Origin of the sequence: Streptomyces sp. SID8352 (assembly GCF_009862265.1) — a bacterium.
Taxonomy (GTDB): Bacteria; Actinomycetota; Actinomycetes; order Streptomycetales; family Streptomycetaceae; genus Streptomyces.
In genome coordinates, this window is the sequence record NZ_WWGX01000022.1 from 1 (window position 1) to 26579 (window position 26579).

At 75.9% G+C, this 26579-nt stretch carries 24 protein-coding genes and 2 pseudogenes; 9 read left to right on the top strand and 17 right to left on the bottom strand.

All coding sequences use genetic code 11. From position 1 onward, the window contains the following. Window positions 1–19: 19 nt before the first annotated feature. From GTY84_RS05355 to GTY84_RS05365, 3 genes are read left to right on the top strand one after another with little or no spacing between them, the layout of a single operon-like run. The gene (locus GTY84_RS05355) at window positions 20–883 is read left to right on the top strand and encodes an N-acetylmuramoyl-L-alanine amidase (protein ID WP_202549968.1); all 864 of its coding nucleotides are present in this window, start codon (window positions 20–22) and stop codon (window positions 881–883) included. Between the two features lie 2 nt (window positions 884–885). After that, window positions 886–1119 carry a hypothetical protein gene (locus GTY84_RS05360; protein WP_161224937.1) on the top strand — a complete coding sequence of 78 codons (234 nt, stop codon included), beginning with the start codon at window positions 886–888 and terminating at the stop codon, window positions 1117–1119. Then, window positions 1116–1433 (top strand): hypothetical protein, encoded by a 318-nt coding sequence (locus tag GTY84_RS05365; RefSeq protein WP_161224938.1) that lies wholly within the window; start codon window positions 1116–1118, stop codon window positions 1431–1433. The genes GTY84_RS05360 and GTY84_RS05365 overlap by 4 nt, the downstream gene beginning before the upstream one ends. Window positions 1434–1593: 160 nt before the next feature. Here the strand turns inward: GTY84_RS05365 and GTY84_RS05370 are convergent, their stop codons facing one another. Beyond that, complete coding sequence (locus tag GTY84_RS05370) at window positions 1594–1773, bottom strand: GntR family transcriptional regulator (protein WP_237532080.1); 180 nt, start codon at window positions 1771–1773, stop codon at window positions 1594–1596. A 156-nt stretch (window positions 1774–1929) separates the two neighbouring features. Between GTY84_RS05370 and GTY84_RS05375 the strand changes: the two genes are divergently transcribed. Genes GTY84_RS05375 through GTY84_RS05385 form a run of 3 tightly spaced genes read left to right on the top strand, consistent with a single transcriptional unit; the run spans window position 1930 to window position 2704 of the window. Then, window positions 1930–2181: a hypothetical protein gene (locus tag GTY84_RS05375; RefSeq protein WP_237532081.1), complete on the top strand. Its 252-nt coding sequence runs from the start codon at window positions 1930–1932 to the stop codon at window positions 2179–2181. Continuing rightward, window positions 2178–2510 (top strand): hypothetical protein, encoded by a 333-nt coding sequence (locus tag GTY84_RS05380; protein ID WP_161224939.1) that lies wholly within the window; start codon window positions 2178–2180, stop codon window positions 2508–2510. The genes GTY84_RS05375 and GTY84_RS05380 overlap by 4 nt, the downstream gene beginning before the upstream one ends. Beyond that, complete coding sequence (locus GTY84_RS05385) at window positions 2507–2704, top strand: hypothetical protein (RefSeq protein WP_161224940.1); 198 nt, start codon at window positions 2507–2509, stop codon at window positions 2702–2704. Before GTY84_RS05380 ends, GTY84_RS05385 begins: the two co-directional genes overlap by 4 nt. A gap of 665 nt (window positions 2705–3369) precedes the next feature. Here GTY84_RS05385 and GTY84_RS05390 read toward each other — a convergent pair. Further along, window positions 3370–3978, bottom strand: a complete 609-nt coding sequence (locus tag GTY84_RS05390; protein ID WP_161224941.1) for a TetR/AcrR family transcriptional regulator — start codon at window positions 3976–3978, stop codon at window positions 3370–3372. A 334-nt stretch (window positions 3979–4312) separates the two neighbouring features. On the opposite strand from GTY84_RS05390, the gene GTY84_RS05395 reads away from it, so the two are divergent. Both GTY84_RS05395 and GTY84_RS05400 read left to right on the top strand, forming a co-directional pair. After that, complete coding sequence (locus GTY84_RS05395) at window positions 4313–5815, top strand: MFS transporter (protein WP_161224942.1); 1503 nt, start codon at window positions 4313–4315, stop codon at window positions 5813–5815. Window positions 5816–5886: 71 nt separating this feature from the next. Continuing rightward, window positions 5887–7131, top strand: a complete 1245-nt coding sequence (locus GTY84_RS05400; RefSeq protein WP_161224943.1) for a cytochrome P450 — start codon at window positions 5887–5889, stop codon at window positions 7129–7131. Between the two features lie 157 nt (window positions 7132–7288). Here GTY84_RS05400 and GTY84_RS05405 read toward each other — a convergent pair whose 3' ends face one another. The 9 genes from GTY84_RS05405 to GTY84_RS05445 all read right to left on the bottom strand — a co-directional run bounded on the left by GTY84_RS05405 (window position 7289) and on the right by GTY84_RS05445 (window position 17668). Next, on the bottom strand, window positions 7289–8023 hold the full coding sequence (locus GTY84_RS05405) for an alpha/beta fold hydrolase (RefSeq protein ID WP_161224944.1): 735 nt from the start codon (window positions 8021–8023) through the stop codon (window positions 7289–7291). Then, a complete protein-coding gene (locus tag GTY84_RS05410) occupies window positions 8020–9612 on the bottom strand; it encodes an AMP-binding protein (protein ID WP_161224945.1) in 1593 nt (530 codons plus the stop codon). The genes GTY84_RS05405 and GTY84_RS05410 overlap by 4 nt, the downstream gene beginning before the upstream one ends. Next, window positions 9609–10979, bottom strand: coding sequence for a beta-ketoacyl synthase N-terminal-like domain-containing protein (locus tag GTY84_RS05415; protein WP_161224946.1), 1371 nt, complete (start codon window positions 10977–10979; stop codon window positions 9609–9611). Before GTY84_RS05415 ends, GTY84_RS05410 begins: the two co-directional genes overlap by 4 nt. A gap of 1 nt (window position 10980) precedes the next feature. Further along, complete coding sequence (locus tag GTY84_RS34865) at window positions 10981–12240, bottom strand: beta-ketoacyl-[acyl-carrier-protein] synthase family protein (RefSeq protein ID WP_345943350.1); 1260 nt, start codon at window positions 12238–12240, stop codon at window positions 10981–10983. Further along, the gene (locus tag GTY84_RS05425) at window positions 12227–12472 is read right to left on the bottom strand and encodes an acyl carrier protein (protein WP_161224948.1); all 246 of its coding nucleotides are present in this window, start codon (window positions 12470–12472) and stop codon (window positions 12227–12229) included. The genes GTY84_RS34865 and GTY84_RS05425 overlap by 14 nt, the downstream gene beginning before the upstream one ends. 14 nt (window positions 12473–12486) lie before the next feature. After that, complete coding sequence (locus GTY84_RS05430) at window positions 12487–13533, bottom strand: UbiA family prenyltransferase (RefSeq protein ID WP_161224949.1); 1047 nt, start codon at window positions 13531–13533, stop codon at window positions 12487–12489. 1265 nt (window positions 13534–14798) lie between these two features. Next, window positions 14799–15449, bottom strand: coding sequence for an NAD(P)H-binding protein (locus tag GTY84_RS05435; RefSeq protein WP_161224950.1), 651 nt, complete (start codon window positions 15447–15449; stop codon window positions 14799–14801). Window positions 15450–16028: 579 nt separating this feature from the next. Then, a complete protein-coding gene (locus tag GTY84_RS05440) occupies window positions 16029–16499 on the bottom strand; it encodes a hypothetical protein (RefSeq protein ID WP_161224951.1) in 471 nt (156 codons plus the stop codon). 95 nt (window positions 16500–16594) lie between these two features. After that, a complete protein-coding gene (locus GTY84_RS05445; protein WP_161224952.1) occupies window positions 16595–17668 on the bottom strand; it encodes a MerR family transcriptional regulator in 1074 nt (357 codons plus the stop codon). A 227-nt stretch (window positions 17669–17895) separates the two neighbouring features. On the opposite strand from GTY84_RS05445, the pseudogene GTY84_RS05450 reads away from it, so the two are divergent. Beyond that, window positions 17896–18753 (top strand): annotated as a pseudogene (locus GTY84_RS05450) (GNAT family N-acetyltransferase). 50 nt (window positions 18754–18803) lie between these two features. Here the strand turns inward: GTY84_RS05450 and GTY84_RS05455 are convergent. The 6 genes and pseudogenes from GTY84_RS05455 to GTY84_RS05480 form a co-directional block, all read right to left on the bottom strand. Further along, window positions 18804–19472, bottom strand: coding sequence for an ANTAR domain-containing protein (locus tag GTY84_RS05455; RefSeq protein ID WP_161224953.1), 669 nt, complete (start codon window positions 19470–19472; stop codon window positions 18804–18806). A gap of 111 nt (window positions 19473–19583) precedes the next feature. Next, window positions 19584–21072 (bottom strand): annotated as a pseudogene (locus GTY84_RS05460) (histidine kinase). 22 nt (window positions 21073–21094) lie between these two features. Beyond that, on the bottom strand, window positions 21095–22141 hold the full coding sequence (locus GTY84_RS05465; protein ID WP_161224954.1) for a rod shape-determining protein: 1047 nt from the start codon (window positions 22139–22141) through the stop codon (window positions 21095–21097). A 617-nt stretch (window positions 22142–22758) separates the two neighbouring features. Then, window positions 22759–24135 carry a carboxyl transferase domain-containing protein gene (locus GTY84_RS05470; RefSeq protein ID WP_161224955.1) on the bottom strand — a complete coding sequence of 459 codons (1377 nt, stop codon included), beginning with the start codon at window positions 24133–24135 and terminating at the stop codon, window positions 22759–22761. Further along, the gene (locus GTY84_RS05475; protein ID WP_161224956.1) at window positions 24128–25573 is read right to left on the bottom strand and encodes an acyl-CoA synthetase; all 1446 of its coding nucleotides are present in this window, start codon (window positions 25571–25573) and stop codon (window positions 24128–24130) included. The genes GTY84_RS05470 and GTY84_RS05475 overlap by 8 nt, the downstream gene beginning before the upstream one ends. Before the next feature lie 214 nt (window positions 25574–25787). Then, window positions 25788–26411: a hypothetical protein gene (locus tag GTY84_RS05480; protein WP_161224957.1), complete on the bottom strand. Its 624-nt coding sequence runs from the start codon at window positions 26409–26411 to the stop codon at window positions 25788–25790. Window positions 26412–26579 lie beyond the last annotated feature (168 nt).

Here is a 26579-nt window from a genome sequence, read left to right on the forward strand (position 1 = left end):
TCCCATGTCTGGAGGCCGCATGGCCACACCCATGACCTACGCCCAGTTCGTCGCCGCGCTCCGGGCCGAGGGCCTCACGGTCATCGAGCACCCCACCGGCGGCCGGTCCCCGGCCGACCACAACCGCAACCACAAGGGCCCCTGGGGCCCGGTCCACGGCGTCTTGGTCCACCACACGGTCACGTCCGGCCACGACCGCACCATCGACATCTGCCGGGCCGGGCACGCCGACCTCCCGGGCCCGCTCTGCGACGGCGTGATCTGCAAGGCCGGGCACGTCCACGTCGTCGGCTACGGCCGCACCAACCACGCCGGCGCCGGAGACGGGAAGGTGCTCCAGGCGGTCATCGCTGAGCAGGCCCTGCCCCGGCCGGCGGTCGCGGACACCGACGGCAACCGGTACTTCTACGGCTTCGAGTGCGAGAACCTCGGCGACGGCCAGGACCCCTGGCCCGCCGCCCAGTTGGAGGCCATCGAGCGGGCCGCCGCAGCGGTCTGCCGGCATCACGGCTGGACGGAACGGTCCGTCATCGGCCACCTGGAGTGGCAGCCCGGCAAGCCGGACCCGCGCGGCTTTTCCATGAGGTCGATGCGGGACCGCACCGCACGCCGCCTCGCCTCCCCGCCCGGCAAGCCCCCCGCCCCCACACCCACCCCGCCCCCGGCCCCAGAGAAGGGACTCGACATGGACGCGAAGCAGGTCTTCGCCGCCGTCTGGCAGCGCGATGAGGCCCCGGCCCCGTCGGCCTCCGGCACGATCAAGAAGAACCCGACCTGGCAGCCGATCAGCTTCCTCCGCGAGACGTATGACGCGGTGTCCAAGCTCCGCGCCGAGGTCGCCGCGCTGCGGGCTGACATCGCCGCGCTGAAGAAGGGGGCCTGACCATGCCCAGCGCCTCCTTCCTCCTGGACCTGAGCGAGCGGGCGGGCTGGACCGGGGCGCAGGCCGCGCTCGGCCTGGTCGCTGTCGAGCTGGCCGACCTCAACGTGTGGTGGGCGGCGCCGGTCGCGCTGGTGGCCGCCGCCGCGAAATCCTGGGCGGCCCGCCAGGTCGGCCGCAAGGGCACCGCCTCCACCCTGCCCGCCGGTGCGGACCCGGGATCGAGGGGGATCGGATGACGGTTCCCGAGGCTTCCGTCGCGGTGGAGCTGGAGCGGCTCCGCGGTACGGTCTCCACCGGTTTCGCCGAGGTGAAGGGCTCGCTTGCCGTGCTTGTCGAGCAGTCCGCCCGCAACCAGCAGGACGTGAAGCAGCTGCGCGCGGACATGGAGAAGAGCCTCGCGGAGATGCGCACGGCCCATGACCGGGACGTGGACGAACTCCGCGCGGACGTCGAGCCGATGAAACGGGCCCGCTGGCCGCTGCAATCGGTCGGCGTCCTGATCTCGCTCGGCGCCCTGGCCCTCACGCTGTATCAGGGCCTCGGCCACTGACCACCGGCCCCGCCCTCTGCCCGCTCTCGGGGGAGGGCGGGGTCCTTTCGTGCGTTCAGGGGTGCGGTGTTAGTCCGCACCCTTCGCGGCATCGGGGACGGCGATGACGAACACGCCCTTGCCCTGGACGCCCTGCACCAGGCCCTCGGCGGCGAGTACCTCAAGCGCGCTCTATCTTGATGGTCCGCCGTGAAACGACGCCGCCTGTCTCCACTTCCAGCTCGGCCTGGGAGGGCAGGCGCCGACCGACCGGGATCTCTCCGTTGCGGATGCGGTCGCGCAGAACGTTGGCCAGCTGCACGTACAGCGGCGTCATCGCGTCCCGGTCCAGATCGATCATGCCGTGACCGTATGAGCACATCCCGTCATGACATAGACCTACCTACGACGTCTGATGACGTACCAAGACGTGCCAAGTTGGCGTACAGTCCTTGGCCATGAAGAACCCCCGCGGCCTGGCAGGGCCCGGGGGACGGCCGACTGAACGGGAGTCGACATGGCGAACGCTACCGCCCCTGCCGCCAGACGGGCAGGCCATCCACCGCACGATCAGCGGTCGGCGCTGCCCGACCCGGCGGGCCTCACCGAGGACCAGCGCCGCGGTGCCGTGTGCGTCTGGGGCACCGCCCGGCTGACCGGCGAGTCCGCCGTCGACCTCGGCGAGCAGACCAGCGCCGTGGGCCGCTGGTACCCGCGGGCCTGCCGCCCGCACGCCGCCGCACACGGCCACCAGGACGGGGCGCAATGAGTACCGCGCGCCCGGCCATGAGCCCCGAGAAGCGGGGCACGACGATGCTGGAGCTGCCAACGCCGCGCCTCCTCTCCGACGACCAGCGCGACGGCCGGGCCTGCCCCTGGTGCGCGGACCCGGTCACCGAGGACACCGGCATCGATCTCGGCGTCCGGCCCGGACCGCTCGGCACCCCCATCCACCCCTGGGCCTGCCAGCCGTGCGTGCACCGGGTCGCGGTGGAGAGGTACGGCAGGCACCCGCGGTACTGCCAGCGCTGCGAGCGTGCCCCCGACCGGTGCGAGGCCCGCCGGACCCTGGGCCGTCTCGTGGAGGAGACACGGTGACCCCCGAGGACCTCGCCGCCGGCCGCGCCGCCGGGTACTGCTGGCAGCCGTTCGGCTCGCGGCAGCTGCACTGCTGCCGGCCGCCCGGCCACGCGAACGAGGACGGCCACGACGAGGACGGCCACGCCACGCCCTACGGCGGCGGCGCCGCAGAGTTCCGCTCCCGGCTCGCGCCACGCCGACCGAGCCCGTAGCGGAGCCGCGGCCCCGGACCGACATCCCCCGTCGTCGGTCCGGGGCTGCTTCCGCTTCTGCCCGTTGTGGTGAGCAGGGGAGTGCGAGACAATGGAGTCTCTGCAGTTCAGCCCGCATGTAGCCCGAGAGGGTTGCGTGAGCGGTGCGTGAGCGGAGGTCCCAGAGAGGGCCAGACTCCCCGGAGTGAGCCGGAGGAACCGGCACCCGTGACCAGGGATTTTCGGAGTAGCCGGAGCCTCCCGGAGTGAGCCGGAGTGAAAGCTTCGGACTCATAATCCGTCGGCCGTGGGTTCGAGTCCCACCCGCCCCACCAGAGCAGCACCCAGCACAGCGCAGTGACCTGCTCCGGGGGCGCGACGCGGTTCGAGGCGCGGTGCGCGGCGATCGGCGGTGCGGCGTCGGCCCCGTGGTGTGGCGACGGCCGGTCGGCGGCGCGTTCGGCGAGGCGCCCGGCGGGCAGCATGACGGCCGGGCCGATGCACGCCCCGCGAAGCGGCCACATCCCGGACGGGCACCGGCCATGGGGTCCGGTTCCCGCACATCGACCCGGCGGGTGGGAAGTCGGTGGTACCGCCTCGTGCGGTCGGGGCCGGGCGGCTGGTCCATCGACCGGCGGACGCCGCCCCCCGGACCCCGCTCCCGACGCCGCCCCGCGCCCCCGCCGTCAGTTCCCTCCGTGTCCGTCCACCAGCATGTGCACCAGGCCCCGTACCCGGTGGCGGATCTCGGTCTGGTCGGCCGCCTGGGCGCTGCCGGAGCCGACCAGCCAGTAGAAGAGGATGCCCTCGCAGGCCGACATGAGCATGTGGGCGTCGGCGACCGGGGCGCGGGAGCCGGCGCGGGCCAGCAGATCGACCATGGCGAGCTGGAACTTCCAGCCCAAGTGGCTGTAGAGCTGGCGGAGTTCGGGTCTGCGTGAGGCTTCGAGGGCGAGTTCGAAGCGGGCGAGGGTGGTCTGGCGGCCGGTGGTGAGCGAGACGACCAGGGCGTGGGTGACCACATCGATCAGGTTCTCCGCGGACGAGTCGGCGGAGCCGGCGGGGACGGGGGCCGGGGCGTCGAAGGCGAGCGTGTAGTCGTCGGCCTCGACCGCGGCCAGGCGCACGAGGGCCAGCTTCAGCAGGGCGGCGCGGGTGCGGGCGTGGTTGGACGTGGAGCCGATCGGCAGTCCCGCGGCGTTGTCCACCGCGCGGTGGGTCAGCCCTCGAACGCCCTGGTCCGCGAGCACCGCGATGGCCGCGTCCGCCACCGCCTCCGACCGTGCGCTAGCCATGTTTCCACTCTCCTGTGCCGGTGTGTGCCGAGGTGTCCGATGTTCCCATGCGCGGACGGGCCGGTCCGACGTGCCCGAGGGGCGCTCCGGCGCGCCGAGGGGGGCGGACGGGTGTCGCGGACGGGGCGGCCCGGTCATCCGTTGACTTCAAATGTAGTTGATGAATACTATCGATGTAGTTGTTTGAGGGGTGGCCGGCCGAGCCCGCCCCGGCCATGGGGCCGTACGGGCGACTCGGGCGTCAGGCACTGACGGGCGGGTCCCGGTGTCCACGACGGCATCAGCCGCACGGGGACGGTTCACCCCGACGCATCCGAGACCGGAGAGACCTCCTATGAGCGAACGCCAGCGATGGACACTGCTGGCCGTCAGCATCGCGGCCTTCATGCTGCTGCTCGATCTGACGATCGTCATCATCGCGCTGACCGACATCCAGCAATCTCTCGATTCCTCCTTCGACGACCTGCAATGGGTCGTCGACGCCTACGCGCTCACCCTCGCGGCGTTCCTGCTGACCGCCGGGGCCCTGGCCGACCGCATCGGCCGGCGCAAGGTCTTCCTGATCGGGCTGGTGATCTTCGGTCTCGCCTCGCTCGGCTGCGGCCTGGCCTGGTCCTCCCCGGCACTGGTGATCTTCCGCGCGCTCCAGGGGGTCGGCGGCGCGGTCCTGCTCGCCGCCGGACCGGCGCTCATCGCCCAGGAGTTCGAGGTCGGCGTGGCGCGCAACAAGGCGTTCGCGGCCTTCGGCGGCGCCTCGGGCCTCGCGCTCGCGGCCGGCCCGCTCATCGGCGGCGCCCTGACCACCATCGGATGGCGCTGGATCTTCCTGATCAACCTGCCCATCGGCCTGCTCTGCCTGGCCGTCGCGCTGGTCAAGCTCCGGGACGCCCGGGAGGACGAGCGGCGCGCGATCGACTGGGCCGGCGCCGTCCTGCTCTGCGCGGGCCTCTTCCTCGGCACCTACGCCCTGATGCGCGGCCAGGCCGAGGGCTGGACCTCCGCGAAGATCCTCACCAGCCTGATCGCCGCGGTGGTGCTCCTCGCCGTGTTCGTCCGGCGCCAGTCCACCGCCCGGGCGCCCCTGATGGACCTGCGCCTGTTCCGCAGCATCACGTTCAGCGGGCTGTCGATCGCCACCCTGCTCGCCTTCGCCGCGATCTTCCCGGCGATCTTCTTCTCCACGCTCTACCTCCAGCAGGTCCTCGGCCACGACGCGCTGGCCAGCGGCATCCGGATGCTCCCGCTCACCGGGGCGCTCTTCGTCGCCTCCGCGCTCGCGGCCCCGCTGGCCGCCAAGGTGTCCCCGCGCCTGCTGCTGACCCTCGGTCTGGCACTGGCCGGAGTCGGCCTGTTCCTGCTGCGCGGGCTCTCCCCGGACGACACCTGGGACGCGATGCTCCCCGGCTTCATCGTGTGCGGCCTGGGCGTCGGCGTCTTCAACGTGGTGCGCGCCGAGACCACCGTCTCGCTGGTGCCGCCGTCCCGCTCCGGCGAGGCGTCCGGCGTCGGCAGCACCTTCCAGGAGGTCGGCGTCGCCCTGGGCATCGCGGTCCTCGGCGCACTCTTCCAGCACCGGATGACCAGCGCCGCGGGCGACGCGCCCAGCTCCGTGACCAGCGACACCTCGCTCCTCTCGCCCGAGGGCGCCGAGGGTCCGCAGGCCGCTGTCGCCACCGTGGTGCGCCGGACCTTCGTCGACGCCATGGACGAGATCTTCCTGGTGGCGGGCATCACGGCGCTGGCCGGCGCGGTGCTCGTCCTGCTGATGGTGCGCCGCACGGACGCCGTCGAGCACGAGGGGGAGGACCGGTCCGCGAAGCTCCCCGCCGCTTCCTGAGCCGCGGGGACAGCGAACCGGGCACCGCACCGCGGGGCCCCGGCCCCGAGTTTCCAACCTGGAGAATTCCGATGACCGTTCCGCCCGAAGCCTCCGAGCTGCCCCCCTCCTTCGACCCCAACGACCCGGTCTTCCGGGCCGACCCCTACCCGATCTACAGCATGCTGCGGCAGGCCGGACCGGCCCATCGGGGCTTCCTCGGGATGTGGACCTTCGTCCGTTACGAGGAGTGCTCCGCCCTGCTCCGCGACCACCGCCTGGGCAAGGACTTCCAGCGCTCCAGCTTCTACGACTCCGTCCTCGCCGCCACCCAGGGCAACCCGCCGCCCTTCCTGGGCCTCGGTCTCGAAGGGGGCATCAAGCCCCTCTTCCTCACCGACCCGCCCGAGCACACCCGGCTGCGCGCCCTGGTGGGCTCCTCCTTCAGCCCCTCCCTGATCCGCTCCATGACCGAGTGGATCGACGCCACCGTCGATGAACTGCTCGACGCGGCAGGTGACCGGTTCGACCTGGTGGAGGCCGTCGCCGACCCGCTCGCCACCCGCGTCCTCGGCAAGCTGCTGGGCGTCCCGGTCGAGGACCAGGAGCGGTTCCGGGAGTGGAACCGCGAGCTGACCGGCGTGCTCGACCTCGACCTCAGCCTCCCGCCGGAGGTCGCGGCCCGCCGCCGCCAGGCCATCACCGACTGCAACGCCTACTTCCACGGCCTCGCCCAGCGCCGCCGGACCGAGCCCGGCCCGGACCTCGTCTCCGCCCTCGTCCAGGCCCGGGAGAACGACGACGCCCTCAGCGACGAGGAGATAGCCGGCACCTGCGCCCTGCTGATGGCCGCGGCGTCGGAGACCTCGGCCAACCTGATCTCCTCCGGAGCGATGATCTTCGCGCGGCGGCCCGGCGACTACGCGCGGTTGGTCGAGGACCCGTCGATCGCCGCCACGGCCCTGGAGGAGATCCTGCGCTGCGAGCCCCCGGCGCACGTCGCGGGCCGGATCGCGCTGGAGCGCGTCGAGGTCGGCGACATCGTGCTGGAGCCCGGCGAGTCCGTGATGCTGGTCCTCGCCTCGGCCAACCGGGACGAGGCCCGTTTCCCGGACGGCGACGCCTTCGTCGTCGACCGCGGGGACAAGGGGCACCTCTCCTTCGGCGCCGGCATCCACTACTGCATGGGCGCCCCGCTGGCCCGGAGCATGGCCGAGTCCGTGCTGCGCGGCCTCGCCGCCCGCCATCCGAAGCTGGCCCTGGACACCGACGAGGTCCGCTTCACCGAGGGGACCGGCCTGCGCGGTCCCGCAAGCCTGCCGCTCGCGGCCGGCTGACCCGGACCAGCCCGCGGCGAATCCCCCCGGCGCCGCGGGCACCCGGCGGCGGCGCACCCCGAGGGAACGGACGGCACCACCCCCGGCCGTCCGTTCCCCGGGCCCGCCGCCCCGAGGGGCGGGACCGGCCGTCGCGTGTCCGGCCGGTCCCGTCCGCTCAACGGAGGGCGGACGCCCCCTCGGCGGCCGCCGCGCCGATCGCGCGGACCGCCTCCGCGGTCCTCGACGGCTCCTCGACGACATAGAGGTGCCCGCCCTCGACCGTGCGGCTGGAGACCGGCCGCAGCAGCTCCCCCAGGGACTCCAGCCGGGCGGGCGGACAGATCGCGTCCCCGGTGCCGCCGAGCAGGTGCACCGGCGCGTGGACCGGCTCCGGCCGCCACGCCCGGGTGCGCAGCGCCGCCAGATCGCTCCGGAGGTCCGGCAGCAGGAAGCGCTTCGCGAACTCCTCGGTGACGTCCAGATCCGGCGTCATCCCCCGGCGGGCGGCCTCCTCCAGCAGCCCGGAGTCGTCCAGGGCCAGCAGGTCGGCCGAGGTGGTCCCGGACTCCGGCGGCGCGGAGAGCACCACGTGCAGGCCGTCCGGCCAGCGCTCGCCCTTGATCCGGGCCATCCGCTGCACCGCCGCCGCGCCCAGGCTGTGCCCCAGGACCAGACCGGGACCGCGCAGGTCCTCGGCGAGCAGTCCCAGGTAGAAGTGGGCCAGCGCGTCCAGGCTCGCCCCGGTGCCGCCGAACCCGGCGGGGGGCTGGACCGCGACCACGGTCCACTCGTCGCCGAGCTGGTGGGCGAGCCGGGTGAAGGAGCGCGCCGACCCCCCGGCGAACGGCACGCAGACCAGCCGGCGCTCCCCGCCCCGCTTCACGACCACCCGCTCCGGGCCCGACCTCATGAGCGCCGCTCCATCTCCCGCTGGCGGATGAGGAAGCGCGCGGTCTTGCCGGTGGAGGTGGTGGGCACCGCGTCCACCAGCCGGACCCGCTGCGGCCGCTTGTGCGGCGGCAGGGACGCCCGCACGGCCGCCATCACCCGCCCCCGCAGCCCCTCGTCCCCCGGCCGTCCCGGCTCGCCGGGCGCGCCCGGCCTCCCGGCGTGCCCGGGGTCCTCGGGCACCACGTAGGCGACGATGCGGATCAGCTCGTTCTCGTCCGGCACCCCGACGACCGCGCAGGAGGCCACACCCTCCAGGGGCAGGATGACCTCCTCGATCTCCGAGGTCAGCACCTTGCCGCCGCCGACGTTCAGGATGTTGTCGTCCCGCCCCAGGTAGACCCACCCGGCACCGGGCTCGTAGCGCAGGTTGTCGCCGGTGTGGAACCAGCCGTCGCGGAAGGTCTCGGCGGTGAGCTGCGGGCGGTTCCAGTAGCCCAGGGCGTTGGCCGGGCCGCGCACCCGCATCCGGCCCATGCTGCCCGGCGGCAGGACGCGGCCCTCGTCGTCCAGCACCTCGACCTCGTACGTGGGCACCGGCTCGCCGGTGACGCCCGGGGCGGAGACGCCCGGCTCGGTGGAGACGAAGAAGTGCAGGCACTCGGTCGAGCCGAGGCCGTTGACCATGCTCAGGCCGAAGGTCTCGGTGAGCCGGTTGCTCAGTCCCGCGCCCAGGTGCTCGCCCGCCGAGAGGGCGAGGCGGACGGGGGAGAAGTCGAACTGCTCGGTCGCCCGGGGCACCGCCAGCATCGCCGCGTAGAGCGTGGGCACCGCGCAGAACACCGTCGGCCGGTGGGCGCGCAGCAGGTTCGCCGCCGCGTACGGGTCCGACCGGCGCTCGGTGATCACCGCGCTGCCCCCGACCGCGAAGGGCATCAGCAGGGAGTTGCCGAAGCCGTAGCCGAAGGGCATCTTGGCCATCGACAGGAACCGGTCCCGCCGGGTCAGCCCCAGCCGGCGGACCACCCCCTCGGCGAAGGCGAGCAGCCCCCGGTGCGCGTGCACCACGCCCTTGGACCGGCCCGTGCTGCCCGAGGTGTACTGGAACAGCGCCGGGTCCTCCCCGCCGCCCACCGGCGCGGTCTCCAGCGGTTCGGCCGCCTCCGCCTCGGCGGGCAGACAGCGGACGGAACCGTCGCCCGGCCTGCGGCTCCAGAGGGCCGTACCGGGGAAGCGCTCGTGGAAGTCCGCCGCCAGCTCCCCCTCCGGGTCCTCCAGCAGCACGGCGCTCGGGGCGCAGTCCTCGATCACGTGGCGCTGCTCGTCCAGGGTCAGCAGCGGGGCGATCGGCACGGGCACCGCGCCCATGCGCATCGCCGCCAGGACGGTGGCCACGAAGGCCACGGTGTCGGGGAGGACGAGCACCACGCGGTCCCCCCGGCGCACACCCCCCTCGGCGAGCACCCGGGCGAACCGGCACACCCGCCCGTGCAGTTCGCGGTAGGTGAGTTCGCCCTCCTCGCTGATGAGGCAGACGGCGTCCGCCGTGTCCAGCCCGAGGTGGCGGTCCAGATACCACCATCCGGCGTTCCGCTCGTGCGGCCCGTTCATGCGTGTTCCCCTCGCCCGTTCACGTCGTCCTCCACCGTCTCCGGCCCGCCGAGCAGGACCGCGGCGCAGCTTCCGCCCGCGTCCACCGACAGGCACAGGGCCAGCCTTCCGCCGGGTGGTTCCCAGCCGGAGCCCCCGCCGCCCGTTCCCGCCGGGGGCAGGACGCCGCGGCGGATCGCCTCCACCGCGACGGCCGCCGCGAGCGCCCCGTCGGCGCCGCCGGCGCGCCCGGTCGTCGCGGTCACGTCGCAGACCCGCGGGCCGTCGCCGAGCTCCGCGTCCAGCGCGGCCCGCAGCGCGGTCCCGGACGCGGGGTCACCTGTGCCGTGGACCACGGCCAGACCCACCTCGGCGGGCCGGCGCCCCGCCTCGCGCAGCGCCTCGCGGAGCGCGTTGCGGGCGGCCTCGGCGAGGAGCGCGGCGCCGGGCGCGGTGTCGCGGACCCGGCTGCCGCCGGACGCGGCGCCGCCGGGTTCGCCGTCGGCCGTCCCGCCGGTCGCGGAGCCGGTGGCGCCGTCGCCGGCGGCCCCGGCCCCGGCCCCGGCGGGCGGCGGCGCGGCGGCGTCCCGGCCGGTGCCCAGGACCCGGGCGAGCGCCCGGCCCTCCCCGGCCCCGGCGCGCTCCAGCAGGAGCACGGCCGCCGCCTCGCCCTCCGGCACGCCGTCCGCCCCCTCCGGCGCACCGCCGACGGCCGCCGAGAGGGTGTCCAGACCCGCTGCCAGCACGGTGTCGCACACCCCGTCGTCCAGACAGCGCGCGCCCACCGCCAGGGCCTCCAGCCCGGCCGTCGCCCCCGAGGTGAGCGTCAGGTTCGGCCCCTCGGCGGGCAGGACGATGGAGAGCTGCGCGGCGGCGGCGTTGTACCCCGAGTGCGGCCCCCAGACCGGATTGACCGTCAGCCCGCTGTGCCCGGCCGCGTTGTGGATGGCGATGTACTCGTTGCGTCCCGCCCGCAGCGTCCCGAGGACGACGCCGGTCCGCTCGGGGAGGTGCCCGGAGCGGTCCGGCCAGGCGGTGTGCGCCGCGTGGATCAGCAGCCGGGCGTCCCGGGTGAGGGTGCGGTCCACCCGGGGGCCGACCACGTCGCCCAGCGGCAGCGGGCGGCGCACATGGGCGGCGTGGATCTCGCGGCTGTCGTCGTACGCCCCGGCGGACGGCCGGGGCGGGAGGGCGTTGGCGACGAGCGGGATCCGCTCGGTGGTGAACCGCCGCCGCCCGCCGAGCAGGTCGTCGAACAGCTCCGCCACCGTCACCCCCGACGCGGTGACCGCCGCAACGGCGGTGATCGCGGGCGGACCGGCGGGCGTGGGCCCGTCGGTGGGCACGGGCGGGGCGGCGGAGGGCTCCGCCTTGTCGTCTGCGCGCATGTCAACTCCCCGTGGTGGCTGCGGACGGGCGGTGCGGGGCGTCCTCGGCGTAACGGCGCAGGACGACGGTCGCGACGTTCCCTCCGAAGCCGAAGGCGTTGCTGAGGGCCACCCGCACCGGTGCCCCGCGGGCCGGTCCGCGGACCAGGTCCAGCTCCGCGCAGCCGTCGTCCGGCTCCCGCAGCGTCGGATTGCCCGGCACCAGGCCCTCGGTGAGGGCCTGGACGCAGGCGACGGCCTCCAGGGCGCTCGCGCCGCCCTGGGCGTGGCCCAGCATGCCCTTGATCGAGGACACCGCGGGCCGTCCTCCGCCCGGCCCGAAGAACCCGGCCAGGGCGGCCGCCTCCAGCGCGTCGTTGGCCTGGGTGCCGGTGCCGTGGGCGCTGACGTAGTCCACCTCGGCGGGGTCGAGCCCGGCCATGGCCAGCCCGTCCCGCATGCACCGGACCATGCCGAGCCCCCGGGGGTGCGGCGCGGTCATGTGGTGGGCGTCGGCCGCCACCGCGTAGCCGCACAGCTCGGCCAGGACGGTCGCGCCCCGGGAGCGGGCGTGCTCCAGCGACTCCAGCACCAGGACGGCCGCGCCCTCCGAGGGCAGCATGCCGCCGCGGTCGCGGTCGAAGGGCCGGACCACGTCGGGGGCGAGTGCCCGCAGCGTGGTGAAGAGCTGGAACACCGCCTCCGACAGCTCGTCGGTGCCGCCGGCCACCATGGCGTCGGCCTGGCCCCAGCGGATGTGGTCGGCGGCCAGCGCGAGGGCCGTGTTGCCCGCCGCGCACCCGGCGCCCACCACCTGCCGGGGGCCGCGCAGCCCCCGGCGCCGGGCCGGTCCCGCCGCCAGTATCCCGGGGGTGTCCCACACCGGGTCGCTGTCGAGCGGACGGCCCCGGCGGCGCAGTTCCTCCAGATGCGGGCGGGTGCCCATGACCGTCCCCACGACGACGCCGACGCGCCGGGGGTCGGCGTGCTCCATGAGCCGGGACTGGGCCAGGGCCCGGTCGACCGAGTGGTTCACGTAGCGCAGCGAGCGGGGCGTGCGCGGGGCGTCCGGGTCCCCGGCGTCGTCCAGCTCCGCCGCGTCGACCTCGGCGGCCAGCCCGACCGGGTAGCCGTCGGTGGGGAACCGGGTGACGGGGCCGGTGGCGACGGCCCCGGAGGTCACGTTCTTCCAGTAGGTGGTCACCTCGCTGCCGAGCGGTGAGACGACACCCATGCCGGTCACCACCACCCGGCGGCGCCGGGCGCGCTCAGCCGGTGACACTGAGGGCGGCCCGTTCCGCGAGTTCCTCGGCGGTGTCGCTCGACGCGACCTGGTCGGCCTCCAGGCGGCAGCCGAAGCGGGCCTCCATCAGGGCGACGACCTCCAGCTTCTGGAGCGAGTCGCCGCCGAGGGTGTCGTAGAAGTGCGCCTGTGGCGACACCTCCTCCGCGGGCAGGGCGAGCACTTGGGCGATGATCTCGATCACTTCCGCGGTGAGATCCGACGCGTTCATGGGGACTCCCTCGTTCAGGACGTTGCTGTCAGCAGATGCCGCCAGCGGACGAGCTGGTCCTTCTTCAGGCCGCCGGACCAGTGCAGGAACCTGGACGCCACCAGCCAGTAGGCGACGGCCGCGGCGGCCACCGCGGCCACGGCCGGCCGCGGGGCCGCCGCGGCCAGGGCGAACGCCAGGAAGTAGAAGGTGAACTGGTGCATGACCTCGCGGGCCGCCGCCCGGTCCGCGGGCACCCGGGCGCGCGCGGCGGCCTTCACCACCAGGACGGAGACCACGGCCAGCGGCAGCAGCGCCAGCGCGGTCGGGGGCAGGGCGCCGGTCAGGACGAAGACCACCACCAGCAGGTGGGGCGCGGCGGTCAGCAGGTAGACGGCCGCGCCGCGGCGCAGCCGGGCCAGCAGCATCCAGAGGCTGGAGTAGCCGAGGGCGCGGTCGCCCTCCACGTCGGTGATGTCCTTGATGCCGGACAGGCCGAGCGTGAACGCCGCCAGCACCGCGGCGACGGGCAGGACGGGGCTCAGCAGCACCCCGGTGTCGCCCTCCACCGCCCAGCCGGTGAGGACGGGCATGACGACCGGGGTGATCAGCGTGGCCAGGGAGAGCACGCGGTGCCGCTTGAGGGCCGGGCCGACGGAGTAGCAGATCGCGATGGCCATGTCCGCGACCAGGAGCACCGCGAGCACGACGCTCGGGCTGGTCCACAGCAGCGCCGCCCCGAACAGGGCGAAGCAGGTCCAGCTCCCGATGGCGACCCCGGTCAGCCGGGCCCACCCGAACTCCTCGCACAGGCGGGTGCGTTCGGGCTGGTTCACCACGTCCGCCTCCCGGTCGGCGATCCGGTTGACGGACTCGGTGCCCACGCAGAGCGCCAGCCACATGGGGGCGCCCAGCAGGACCCACGGGAGGGCGGAGCCGCCGCCCGCGAGCAGGCCCGCGGTGAAGCCCACCCAGTAGTAGGCGGTGAACCGGACGCTGCAACTCCGGACCAGCAGCACCACCGACCGGGCGATGCCCGCGCGGCCCCCGCCGTAGGGTCCGACCGTCGTCGAGGCGGCCATCTCAGCGGCCCGTCCGTATCGCGGGGGACGCGTGCGCGGTCTCACTCATGGTGATCAGTCCTCGGCTTCCTGCGCGGCAAAAGGGCGTACGGGGTCTCCGCGCCGGGACGGTCTCCAGCGGGGGAGGTGGACGTGCCGGGGCGTCGCCCTACGGCACGTCCCGGGTACGGGTCGGTGCGTCCGCCCGGCGCGCGCCGGTGAGCGGGGGCGGTACGTGCGGTGCCGTTGGTGCGACGGGCGGGTGCTGCTCCGGGGCCGTCACGCGCGGTCGCGCGGTGCGGACCGGTGGAGGCCGCCCGGCGCCGGCCGGCCGCGGTGCTCCGGCGCGGGACGGGTGGTCTCCGTGCGGGACGGACGGTGCCGTGGGGCGGGGGGGACCGGACGGCGGCGGGAGCGCCGGGCGCCGGGCGCGGTGGAGGGTGCGGGGCGGGCCGGGCGGGCGCGGTCGCGCACTGCCGACGGGAGAGGGGGCAGCCGTCTCGCGGCGGCCGTCGCCCGGGTGGGGGCGCGCGGGGGTGCCGGGACGTCCAGGGGTGCCGTGGCGTCGAGGAACCGGTCCCCGGGTGCCGTCAGCTCGCGCAGCCGTCCTTCGTCGCACCCCATCGGTCCCCGATTCCCCGCCCATGCGAACACGTGTCTCACTCGCGGAGGTGAGATTACAAGCCAAGAATCAGCTTTTCAATCGCGCGATGTCCATAGGTGACAATCAGTCAAGTGGCTGAAAAATAAAGTAAGTTGCCTCATCGGGCGTCGATCGCCGGGCTCTCCGGTGAATCCCCTGCTCAGAGGTGGTGGCCTGGGTGATCGCACAGGCGGCCGACATGGCGAGGGCTTCCGGTGCGGGGCGCGGGGAGACGGTGTCCGGGGCGCGGCGGCGGGCGCGTGCGGAGGGGCGGCGCTCGGGCCAAGCGACGGGTGTGGACGGGGGCGCGGTGTTTGAAACGCGGGGTGGAAGTGCGGGAGGGGGTGGAGGGCCGGGAGTGGTGTGCGGGGCGGGGTGCGGGGCGCGCCTTGTCGCGGAGGGCTTCTCTCGCTCCCGGTGTCCAGGGGGGTGTGGAGGGTGCGCGTCGGCGGCCGCTGGGCGCGGGGGCGGAGCGGGCCGGGGGCGGGGCCGGGTGTGGCGGCCGGGGCGTCCGGGCGGTGGCCGGGCGCCCGGCCACCGTGCCCCGCCGCCGACGCGTGTCCGCCCGCGCGGTGGTCGGAGGTCACCCGGAGGGGTGCGCCCACGGGGAGCGGGGGTGGCCGTGGGCGCTCCGGGACGTGCCTCAGTAGCCGACGGTGAAGCGCTCGCCGATGTGCTGCGGCCGGTCGATCTCGTCGACCAGGGCCACGGCGTAGTCCTCGGCGGTGATGCGGCTGCCGCCGTCCTCGGTGACGACGAGGTCGTCCAGGGATGTGCGGTAGGTGCCGGTGCGCTCGCCGGGCTCGATCGTTCCGGCGGGGCTGAGGTTGGTCCACCGCACGTCCTCGACAGTGCGGCAGAAGTCCAGGGCGTCGCCGTGGGCGTGCATGATCTGGAGCAGGAACTCCGGCAGGCCCTCCGCGTCCCAGACCTGACTGCCGTCCGGTGTGCGCAGCGAACCGGCGCCGCCGACCAGCAGCAGCCGCGGCGCTGCGTCGCCGAGCGTGCGCAGCCCCGCGACCAGGGATTCGGCGGCGGGCCGGATGGTCGCGACATGGCCCGGCCCGTCGCCCCCGCCGACGGCGCTCACCACGACGTCCTGGCCCCGCGCGACCTCGGCCACGAACGCCGGGTCCAGGACGTCGCCGGTGACGACGGTCAGGCCGGGGGCGCTCCGGGTCAGTTTCGCCGGGTCGCGGACGACGGCCGTGACCTCGTGGCCGCGGCGGAGCGCCTCGTCCAGGACACGGGATCCGATGGTTCCGTTGGCGCCGAACAGAGCGATCTTGGACATGTGCAGCTCCTGCTTCGGGTCGGTTCTCTGGGATGTCCGCACATGGCGGGACGTTCCACGATAGGCGCGGGGGCTGCCCGGAGGGGGCGGGGTGGGGGTGTGGCGGCCGCGCGGTCCCTGTGCCCTCCGGGCGGGTGTCGGACGGCCGCTGCGGGGTCGGGCCGGGCGGGGCGGAGGGAGGTAGTCGCGGGGAGGCCGAGGAGGCGCTGTGCGAAGGGTGTTTGCGCAAGGGCGGGGTGTCGGTGACCCGGGTGCCCGATTCGGCGCGCCGTATCATTCCCGCGAAGCCGCTCCGGAGGGCGGTGGGTGGCGACTGCGTCGTAAATGACCGATGGGTCGGAGTCGAAGGAAGTGGGTAAATTCCGGCCCTGCCCGAGACAAACCCGCAGGTCGTTTCCTGTAGTCCCCGCGCACGCGGGGGTGGCCCACCCGCAAGGGCGCGATCCGCGCCGGTGCCGGTGTAGTCCCCGCGTACGCGGGGGTGGTCCTGGCTCCGGCCGGTGTACGCACTGGTCGTTGGGTTCGGGTGGTTCCTTCGTGCGGGGGATTGTGGTGGGTTTGTTGGTGGAAGTCGGGGGCTCAGTGTCCCGGGGCCGAGGGGCGGGGGGTGCGGTCGTGGGCGGTGATGGCCTCGGCCACTTGCTGGATGGCGTCCCGGATTCCGTTTCCGTAGGGGTCCCGGGGGAGGGCGGGGGTGTGGGTGCGGGCCGCCTCGATGTGGTGGGCGGCGGCCTCGAAGGAGCCCAGGCGGCGGTGGTCGTCGGCCAGGTTGAGGTGGAGTGAGGGGCGGAAGCCCTCGACGCGGAGTCCGGCGTCGTGGTCCCGCACCCGCCGGTCGGTCATGGCGTCGGCGGCGTCCAGTGCCCGGACGTCCCAGGTGAGCGCCTCGGCGGGGTGCTCGTGGAGATCCGCCAGGTAGTGGGCGAGGGTGCAGCGGTGCAGCGGGTCGCCGGTGACGCCGATCGTCGCCCAGAGCTCCAGGAGTCGCGTGCGGGCGCCGTCGCCGTCGCCGGTCCGGCCCTCGGCGACGGCCCGGCCGATGGCCTCCATGGTCGGGTCGGGGTGGTGGCTGCCGGGGTGGTCATCGGGTGTCCTCGGGTCGGTGGTCGGTGGTCGGTGGTCGGTGGTCGGTGGTCGGTCAGGGGTCAGGAGTCAGGGAGGGGCGGGACGGGCATGGCCAGGGTGGTGAGGTCGCCGCCGTCGGCGGAGCGGAGGGTGACCGGGCGGTCGGGGCCCCTCAGGTCGAGCATCACGTCCGGGCCGAGCGCGGTGCTCACCGCGGGGTGCAGCGTGGTCAGCCCGAACCGGACGCACAGCTCCTCGCCCGTCACGGCGGCCGGGAGCCGGACGCCGGAGCCCGTGCCGTCCGCCGGCAGCACGCTCACCCCGCCGTCCGCGACCCGCAGCGCCAGCCGCTCCCCGGGGTGGTCCTCCAGGGCGCGCAGGAACGGGCCCTTCGCGACCGTCGCTCGGGTGGTGGGCCCGCCCAGCGAGGCGAGCACCGGCCGGTGGTCGGGGAACTCCCCGGGCAGTTGGCGGCAGAGCCGGTCGCTCCGTCCGGCCATGCGCAGCCGCACGCCGTGCGGGGTCGCCTCCAGCCGGACCAGCGTGCTGCGGCGCACCTCGCCGAGGGCGGCCCGCAGATCGTCCCCGTGCAGGGTGCCGGCCCAGGCCCGGTCCGCCGGTTCCGTCGGCGTCAGGGTGCGGACGGAGAGCCGGTACCGGTCGGTGGCGATCAGGGAGACACCTTCCGGCCCGGCCTCCAGACGCAGTCCGGCGAGCACCGGCAGGCCCGGCTCGTGCGCGGTGGCGGTGAGCACCTGCTCGACCGCGTCCGCCAGGACGGGCCCCTTCAGCGCCGCGATCGGTGTGCCGGGCACGGCGGCGCCGAGCGCGGTGCGCAGGGCGGCGGCCCGGCGCAGGGTGTCCGCGGCCTCCCCGGCGATCCGCGCGGCGTGCTCGTCGACCAGCCGGGCCGCCTCGTCGGGCGCGGCGCCGAGGACCCGTTCGACGGTGGCCAGGGGCATGGCGATCCCGCGCAGCCGGCGCAGCAGGTCCGCCCGCTCCAACTGGCCCGTGTGGTAGTAGCGGTAGCCCGAGGAGGGGTCGGTCTCGGCGGGGGGCAGCAGTCCGGAGTCGGCGTAGAAGCGCAGCGCGCTGGCGGTGAGGCCGCAGCGCCGGGCGAAGACCCCGATCGGCATCAGCTCGGATGTGGGCACGCCGTCATCATGGGGTTTCATCCCACTCGAAGGTCCACCCGAGGTGGCATCTCCCGATTTCCATGACAGCGGAACGTTTCTGTGTTCACGTCCCGGGAGACACCCCCCCACCGCGTACGGGCAGGGGCGCGGACGCGGGCCGGACGTGGCGCCGGGATGCCAAGGCGCTCGGCCCGGCCCGGCGAAAATCACGGGCGCGCGGCCCCGGTGCGATGGGACGGTGGGGCATGCGACCGGACGACTGGCACCTGACCGGGAACCTCGACGCCTTTCTCGCCCGCGCGGGGGACTTCCTCCGCTCGCGTCCCGTCCCGCACACCCTCGCCCTCACGGTGACGGAGACGCTGCGCACCCGCGGGACGGCGGTCTACGGCAGCGAACCCCCGGTCCTCGGGGTGCTGGAGCGGGCGGGCCGGGTCCGCGCCGTCCTCTTCCGGACGCCGCCGCACCCCCTGCGGCTGACCGCCCTGACGCCGGACTGGGCCGACGCCCCGGCCGCGCGGCTCGCCGCTCTCGGGCACGTCCTCCCGGGCGTAGGCGCGGACCGCGACACCGCCGCCGCCTTCGCCGCGGCCTGGCGGCGGCACACCGGCGCGACCCCGGTGCTCCACGAGCGCGCGCGCCTGTACCGCCTCGGCACCCCCACCCCGCCGGAGCCCGCCCCGTAGGGCCGCGCCCGGGTGGCGGGGGAGCGGGACCGGGAGCGACTGGCGCGCTGGTACCGCGAGTTCGGCGCGGCCGTGGGCGGCGGCGCCGTCCAGGACCACGGCGCCTGGGCCGACGCACAGGTCGCGGCCGGGAGCGTCACCCTCTGGGAGACCCCGGACGGCACCCCCGTCGCCATGGCGGGACTCACCCCGATGGTCGCCGGGCAGATCCGGGTGGCTCCCGTCCACACCCCGCCCCACCTGCGCGGACGCGGGTACGCCGGTGCCGCGGTGGTCGGGGCGGGCCGGGCCGCGCGGGCCGCGGGCGCGGCGGAGGTGCTGCTCTTCGCTGACCCGGACAGCCCCACCGGCACGGCCCTGTACCAGCGGCTCGGCTACCGTCCGGTCGCGGACTTCGCGGAGTACGCCTTCCGGTGAGCCGCCCCGGCCCGGGACACGGTGGAGCGGCGACCGCCTCCGGGCCCGGGTCAGCCGGGGAGCCGGCCCAGAGCGGTGCGCAGGGCCGCGCGGATCTCCGGCGGCGGGGGTGGTCCGCCGGGGACGGCCCCGGCGGTGACCGCGGCGGCGACCGTGCGCAGCTTGGTGTTGGACACCTGCGACGCCTCCCGCAGGACGTGCCACGCCTGGTCCGGCGTACAGGAGTGGACGGCCATCAGCACGCCCCGGGCCTGGTCGATGACCGGGCGGGAGGCGATGGCCCGGCGCAACTGCTCCACCTCCTCCTCCAGCACGTCCACCCGGCGGGCCCCGTCCGCGGGCCGTTGCGCGCGGGGCCCGGAGGGGGTGTGCAGGGGGTCGGCGGGGTCCAGTCCGGCCAGGTCCAGGAACCGCGAGGGCTGGCCGTGCCAGTGCGTCGCCGTCACGGGGACCGAGCGGCGTCTGCCGTGGCCGCCGAGCAGGTCGAGGAACTGGAGCCCGGACGCGTCCATGAACACCACCCCGGTCATGTCGGCGTCGATCCGGTCGACGCCCCGGGGCAGCCCGGCCAGCGCCTCGGCCAGGACACCCACGCATCCGCGCGCCAGGTCCCCCCGGGGCAGGAGCAGGACCCGGCCGGAGTCCGCGTCCACCCGGCCGTCTATGGCCAGGGCGGTCGCCGTCCCTCCCGCCGGACGTGGTGGAGCCGCTGAGGTCATGTCACCCGCCTTGTCCGTCCCGCTTCCTCTGTCCGCAGACGTTCGCCACGTCGTCACGACCCCCGTGGGAGTGCGCCTGCCCCGCCGCGCGCCGCACTACACCCGGGCCGTTCACAGCGGCGCGCCCCAGGTGATCGTGGTGCCGGTGCCGACGGCGTCCCCGCCGCCGTCCCGCCGCTCGCCCGTGCCCTCCCCGTCCTCCCGTCCGCCGTCGTCCGCGACCGTCGGACGCACGGCCGCGCGGCCGTCCGGGAGCCGTGCCGTCGCGTCCACGGAGACCTCCATGCGGGAGACGGCGGTGCGGCGGCGGGCGGCGTCCAGTGCCCGGCGCAGGACGGTGACGAGGCGGTCCGCGACCCCGTCCGGCCCCCGGGTGTCGACGGCGCCGTTGAACCGGGTGGGCGGCCGGCACCCGAGCCGGGCCACCCGCCACCGCCGTCTCGCGCAGCACCCGACCGCGCGGCCCGGACGGCGGCTCCGCGGGCGGCCGCTGGAGGACGAGGACGGCCGTACGGACGTCCTGGACCGTGGACCGCAGCTCCTCCACCGTCTCGCCGAGCACGTTCCGGACGTCGTCCGCGCCGGGGCGGCGCCGGGTGGACTCCAGCATCAGCCCGTGGCGAAGAGCCGTTGCACCACGAGGTCGTGCAGGTCGCGGGCGATGCGGTCGCGGTCCTCCAGGACGGCGAGGCGCTCCCGGCCGTGCCGGGCGTCGGCCGGGACGAGGGCGAGCGCGGCCTGCGAGGCGAACCGTGCCGCGAACCGCCGCTCCACGGCCGTGTACGGGGCCCACCGCGGCGGGGCAGCGCGAGCGTGCCGATCAGGCGGCCGTCCGTCCGGAGGGGCGGCATCATGCTGGGCCCGAAGCGGTGCCGCACCGGGGTGGTCATGGCGCGTCGGTGGCGGAGTCCGCGATGAACACCGCCCCACCGCAGAGCAGTTGCTCCAGCACAGGACTTCCCGGGGCGATGGTCGCGCCGTCCGGGCCGTCCGGGCCGTCCGGGCCGTCCGGGGCCGAGGCGGTCACGATCTCCATGCCGCCCCCGGCGGCCCGCTGGAGGATCACGCCCGCGGAGGCCCCGGCGAGTGTCCGGGCCCGTTCCGCCACGGTCAGCAGGACGTCGCCGGTGTCCCCGTCGGTGGGCAGGCGGTGGTGACGGCCGCCGCGCCCTCGATCCAGCGCTTCCCGCAGCCGGGCCGCCTCGCGGAGGCGTGCGGTGCCGACGACGATCCCCGCCCGGGTGGCCAGGAGCCCCAGCGGGTGCCCGTCCCCGGGGGTGAACGGCCCGGCACCGGGGCGGGCGGTGACCCGCAGACCGCCGAACGGCTCCTCGCCCGCCGGGACCGGCACCCACGGCCGGTGCTCGGCGCCCCGGGCGGACCCGGGAGGAGGGTCCGGAGAGGTGCTGAGGGGGGCGAGGCCGTCCCGGGCGGGGTCGGCGGGGACCGGTTCCGCCCGCGCGGCGCCGGTGGGCGCGGCGGCGGCGTCCACGGGGCGGCGCAGCGCGGGGCCAGGGTCGCCCCCGTCGGTCCCGGTGCCGAGGACGGCGTCGAGGAGGAGGGACAGGGCCGCGCGGGGCGGGGGCCGGCCGGTCGTCATGCCGCCGGGGCACGGCGGGGGTTCAGTCGCCCGTGGGGTCGAGCACCATCGGCTCGATGCGGCCCTCCAGCATGATGCCGAGGCCCTTGACGGCGCACACGCCGGGCCGTTCGGCGATGTGCACCGGCATGCCGGTCGCCTCGCGCAGCATGTGGTCGAAGCCCGGCAGCAGCGCGCTGCCGCCGACCATCATGATGCCCCGGTCCGCGAGGTCGGCCACCAGGTCGGGAGGGCAGTCCCGCAGCACCTTGCCGATGCCGTCGAGCACCGCGGTCAGCGGGGTCTGGATGGCGTGCCGCACCGCCGCGGTGTCCACCCGCACGCTGCGGGCCAGCCCGGTCGCCACGTCCCGGCCGTGGATCTCGGTGGAGGCCGGGCCGTGCGGGGTCAGGCCGTTGCCGGACAGGGCCAGCTGGAGGGGGCGCACCGACTGGCTGGGCAGCACCAACTCGTGCTGGTGGCGCAGGTGCTGCACGATCGCGTGGTCGACGGCCTCGCCGCCGACGGGGATGCGCTCGGCGGTCACGATGGCGCCGAGGGAGAGCACCGCGACCTGGGTGGCGTGCGCCCCGCACACCATGATCATGGTGGCCTCGGGCTGCTCCACGGGCAGTCCGCAGCCGACGGCCGCCGCGATGAGGGTGTCGACGAGTTCGACGCGGCGGGCGCCGAGGCCGACCAGGGTCTCGATGGCGGCGCGCTGGGCCAGCGGATCGGCGTCGTGCGGGGTGCAGGCGGCGGCGCGCAGCCGGGGCTTGCGGCGCAGGGTGCGGCGGATCCGGTCGCCGAGCAGGTGCCGCAGCATGCGCTGCGCCATCTCGATGTCGACCACGGTGCCGCCGGACACGGGGCGTACGACGCGGATGTAGCCGGGGGTGCGGCCGGTCATCCGCTCCGCCAGTTCCCCCACGGCGATCAGCGCGCCGGTGCGGGTGTTGACCGCGGCGGCGGACGGCTGGTCGACGACGAGCCCGGCGCCCTTGACGTAGACGCGGGTCCGCGCGGCCCCCAGGTCGACGGCGAAGTGGCAGCGGCGCAACTGCTCCAGCGTGGCGGTACTGGCGGTCATGGCGGTTCCTCCCGAGTGCCGGACCGTACGGCCGCCGGGTGGCCGGCCTCACAGGCATCGTGCGCGCGGCGGCGGCGGGGCGCCTTCCGGAGGGGGCCGGGCGGGGGGACCGGAGGGCGGTGCCTGCTCCGTACGGGGGAGCCGCGGGGCCGTACGGGTGACGGGAGCGGGGCGAGGGGCGCCGGGGCGGCGGCGGTGGCGGGCGCGGGGTGCAGGCGTCCGGCGGGGCGGGCGGGGGCCCCGGCGGCGCGGGCCGGTCGCTGGTGATCCGGCGGTGATCCGGTGGCGGCCCGGCGGCGGGACCCGGAGCGTGCGGCACCCCGGCCCGGAGCGCACGGTGGGAAGGGCGCGCCCGCCCCGCGCACGCGGACGGCGCCGCCCCCCTGGGACGGGGGGACGGCGCCGCCGGTTCTCCGCGACCGTCAGACCAGCCGGCCGACGAAGTGGACCAGGCCGGCGAGGATGTCGGTGAGAAGGTTCATGTGCGTACTGCTCCTTGGGACGTGCGTTCATCTGGGACCGTGCGCTCGTCACGGTCTGCAGCCCGCCGTGCGCACACCGTTGAGTATCGTTGCCGCGGGCATCCTTCGTCGCTCTTCCGAGCGACGACCACCTGTTCAAGGGAACATCTGATCGTCTGTTCGGATCAGCCCCAGCTCCGCCAAGTCCTGCGGTCGCAGGCGCAGTTGACCGGCGGTCCGGTCGGCCTCCGCCTGCGGGCGCTTGAGGATCGCCGCCGCCTGCTCCGGGGCGATGACGGAGAAGTAGCCGTCCGGCGCGACCCAGGTGCGGCCCGGCGCGGCCAGGGCCAGAGCGCCGCCCGAACCGCCCTCGCCGATCACCAGCGTGGTGGCGGGCACCCGCAGCGAGGTCATCGCCCCGAACATCTCCGCGACGGCGGGCCCGACCCCCTGGCGCTCCGCCTCCGCGTCGTTGGCGGCGCCCGGGGTGTCCACCAGGGTCAGCACCGGGATGCCGAGTCTGTCCGCGAGCCGCACCAGCCGGGCGGCCGTGCGGTACCCGGCGGGCCGGGTCGCCGTACCCGTCTGGGCGGCGTACGCCACCGTCCGCCCCGCGTGCTCGCCGAAGCCGCACAGCACGCCCCCGGGGTCGGTGCCGCCGCAGCGGTCGCCGCTCAGCGCCACCCGGTGGGTGAAGTAGGCGTCCAGATAGGCGCCCGCCCGGGGCCGCCCGGGAGCCCGCGCCCGCCGTACGGCCTCCGCCCCGTCGGCCGGCAGGTCCCGCGCCCCGAGCGGCTCCGGCACCGGCGCCGGGTCCGCGGACGGCGAGGTCAGCAGCCGGAGCCAGCGGCCCAGCACGGCGCGCAGCTCCCCGGGCGGCACGACCGCGTCCGCGCTGCCCGCCGCCACCTGCCCCTCGGCTGTGTACGCCGCGGGGTCGGCGCCCGGCGGCCGGACGCGGGACCCGGCGAAGCCCACCTGGGCGCCGGGCAGCGCCAGCACCACGTCGGCGCCCGCCCCCAGGGTCGCCCAGCCGCCGCCGGTCGCCGGATCGCGCAGCACCGCGATCTGCGGCAGCCCCGCCGCCCGGGTGAGCGCCGACTGCCGGGCCACCCGCTGGAGCTGGGTCAGCGCGAGCATGCCCTCCTGCATCCGGCTGCCGCCGGTGGCGACCAGCGGCACCACCGGCAGCCGGTGCGCCCGGGCGTGGGCGAACGCCGCCTCCAGCCGGTCGCCGGTGCGACGGCCCAGCGAGCCGCCGAGGAAGCCGAACTCGAAGGCGATCAGCACCGCCCGGGTGCCCTCAACGACACCGGTGCCGCAGACCACCGACTCCTCCTCGCCGGTGCGCGCGGCGGCACGGGCGCGGGCGGCGTCGTACCCCTCCCAGCCGAGGGGGCCGTCGGGCGGCTCCGGCGGCGCGGGAGGGGACGGCAGCTCGTCGAAGGCGTCGCAGAGCAGGGCGACGGTCTCCCGCGCCCCGTGCCGCCCGGGGTGGGCGGGGCCCGGTGCGGCCGGGCCCCCGTCAGCCATCGCCCAGCGCCCGCTTCATGATCTTCCCCATGTCGTTGCGGGGCAGCGCCTCGCGCAGCCGCAGCACCCGGGGCCGCTTGTGCGGGGCCAGCCGTTCCGCCACATGGTCGGCCAGCTCCGCCAGCCCCGGGGGCGTCCGCGGGTCGGCGGGCACCACCCAGGCCACGATCCGCTCGCCCAGGTCGGCGTCCGGCTCGCCGGTGACGGCGGCCTCCCGCACTCCGGGGTGTTCGAGCAGCGCGTTCTCGATCTCACCGGCGCCGATCTTGAAGCCGCCGCTCTTGATCAGGTCGGTCGCCCTGCGCCCGACCAGGCGGACCCAGCCGTCGGGGTCGCGCACCGCCATGTCCCCGGTGCGGAAGAAGCCGTCGGGGGTGAAGGCGGCGGCGGTGGCGTCGGGGCGGTTGAGGTACCCGGTGAACAGGTTCGGGCCGCGCACCTGGATCTCGCCGACGCTCTCCCCGTCGTCCGCGGGCAGCGGGGTGCCGTCCTCCTCCACGAGCCGCAGCTCGACCCCGGGCAGCGGCGGCCCCACCGCTCCGGCGCGCGGCTCGGCGTCCGCGGGGACCCCGGTGTTCATCAGCGTCTCCGTCATGCCGTACCGCTCGACGACCCGCCGCCCGGTCGCGGCGGCGATCCGCTCGTGGTCGTGGACCGGCAGCGCCGCCGACCCGGACACCAGCAGCCGGGCCCCGGCGAGCGCCTTCGCCAGCGCCGGGTCGCCGGGCAGGGCCTCGGCGATCCGGTGGTACATCGTCGGCACCCCGAACAGCATGGTCGCCCCGGAGCCCAGCTCCCGCGCCACGCCCTCGGTGGTGAAGCCGCCCAGATGGCGCACCGACCCGCCGCGCCGCAGCGGGCCCAGGATCCCGAGCACCAGTCCGTGCACATGGAACAGCGGCAGCCCGTGGACGAGGACGTCCTGCCCGGTCCACCCCCAGACGGCGGCCAGCGCGTCCAGCGTCGCGGCCAGCGCGCGGCGGGGGAGGACGGCGCCCTTGGGCGGGCCGGTGGTGCCGGAGGTGTAGACGACCAGGGCCGGGTCCTCCGCGCCGCCGGTGCCGGCGGGCACCGGCCCGGCGGCGCGGACGTCGACCTCGGCCCGGGGCAGCGCGGCCACCGGTCCGGGCAGCGGCTCACCGGGCGCGGCCAGCAGCAGGGCGGGCGCGCTGTCGGCCAGGATGTGCTCCAGCTCCCGCCCGCCGGACCGGGGGTTGAGAGGTACGGCGGCGGTGCCGGCGAGCAGGGCGCCGACCACCGCGACGACGGTCTCCGGCGAGGGCGTCGCCCAGACGGCGACCCGTCCGGCCCCGCGCACCCGTTCGGCGACGGCGCCGGCGGCCGACGCCAGCTCCGCGTAGGTCAGCGAGCGCTCACCGAAGCGCAGCGCCACGTGGTCGTCCGGGGCGGACGTGAGGGCCGGGAAGAGGGAGGACACGGGGGACTCCTCGGGAGACGGGACAGGGGTACCGCCCCCGTTCCTACCCGATCCGGGCCCGGCACGGGGCGTCGAGGGCGGGAGTGGGGGAGGGGAGAGGGATCGCGCGAGGGGTTCGCGGGGGCCGGACGGACGGGTGGCGGGGGCGGCGGGACCCGGGCCGGGCGGGGTGGACGACGGCCCGGTACCGGGAGCGGGCCCGGCGGGCGAAAGGTCAGGAGGGGGCGGCCGGGCGGGGCTCCGGTCCGTCCCCGGCGACCGCGATCCGCTGGAGCAGCCCCCAGGTGAACTCCGCCGTCACCGCGCGGGGCGCCCCGTCCGCGCCGGGTGCGGTGAAGGCCAGGCCCCAGCGGGTCGGGGCCGAGCCCTGGAGCGGGCGGGCGGGGGCGAAGGCACGGGCGGCCTCGTCGACCGTGCAGGACCAGGGCGTCAGATCCGCCACGGTGCGCAGCACGGGGCCCTCGGCGCCGGGGGCGCGGACCAGCCACGCGTTCCACACGGTGCCGTCCGCCGCGAGCAGCACCTCGAAGCGCAGGCCGGGCCAGAGCGGCAGCGGCCACCGCAGGGCCTCGCACTCCAGGTCGCCGATCCGGCGCGGGAGCACCGCCTCCGGCTCGCCCAGGACCGAGCGGTAGCGGGCGGAGGCGGACCGGGCGCGCGGTGAGCGGAGCATCGCCTGCCACCGGCTGTTGGCCTCCCGCATCCGGGCCGCCGAGGCCCCCAGCTCCCGGCGGGCGTCCTCCACCGGGCCGGGGTTGTGGTCGGCCATGCGGCGCAGCAGGACGAGCTGGAAGTCGAGCGGGGTGAAGGGAGCGGCGGGCCGCTTCTCGGAGGCCATGACGCCATGGTCACCCACCACCCCGCCCCGCACCCCCGCCGTGCGGCACCGCCGCCCCGCACCCCCGCCGTGCGGCACCGCCGCCCCGCACCCCCGCCGCCCGGCACCGCCGCCGTACCGCACTCGCACCCCCCCCGCCCCGTACGGGCAGCCCCCGCCCCCCCGCCG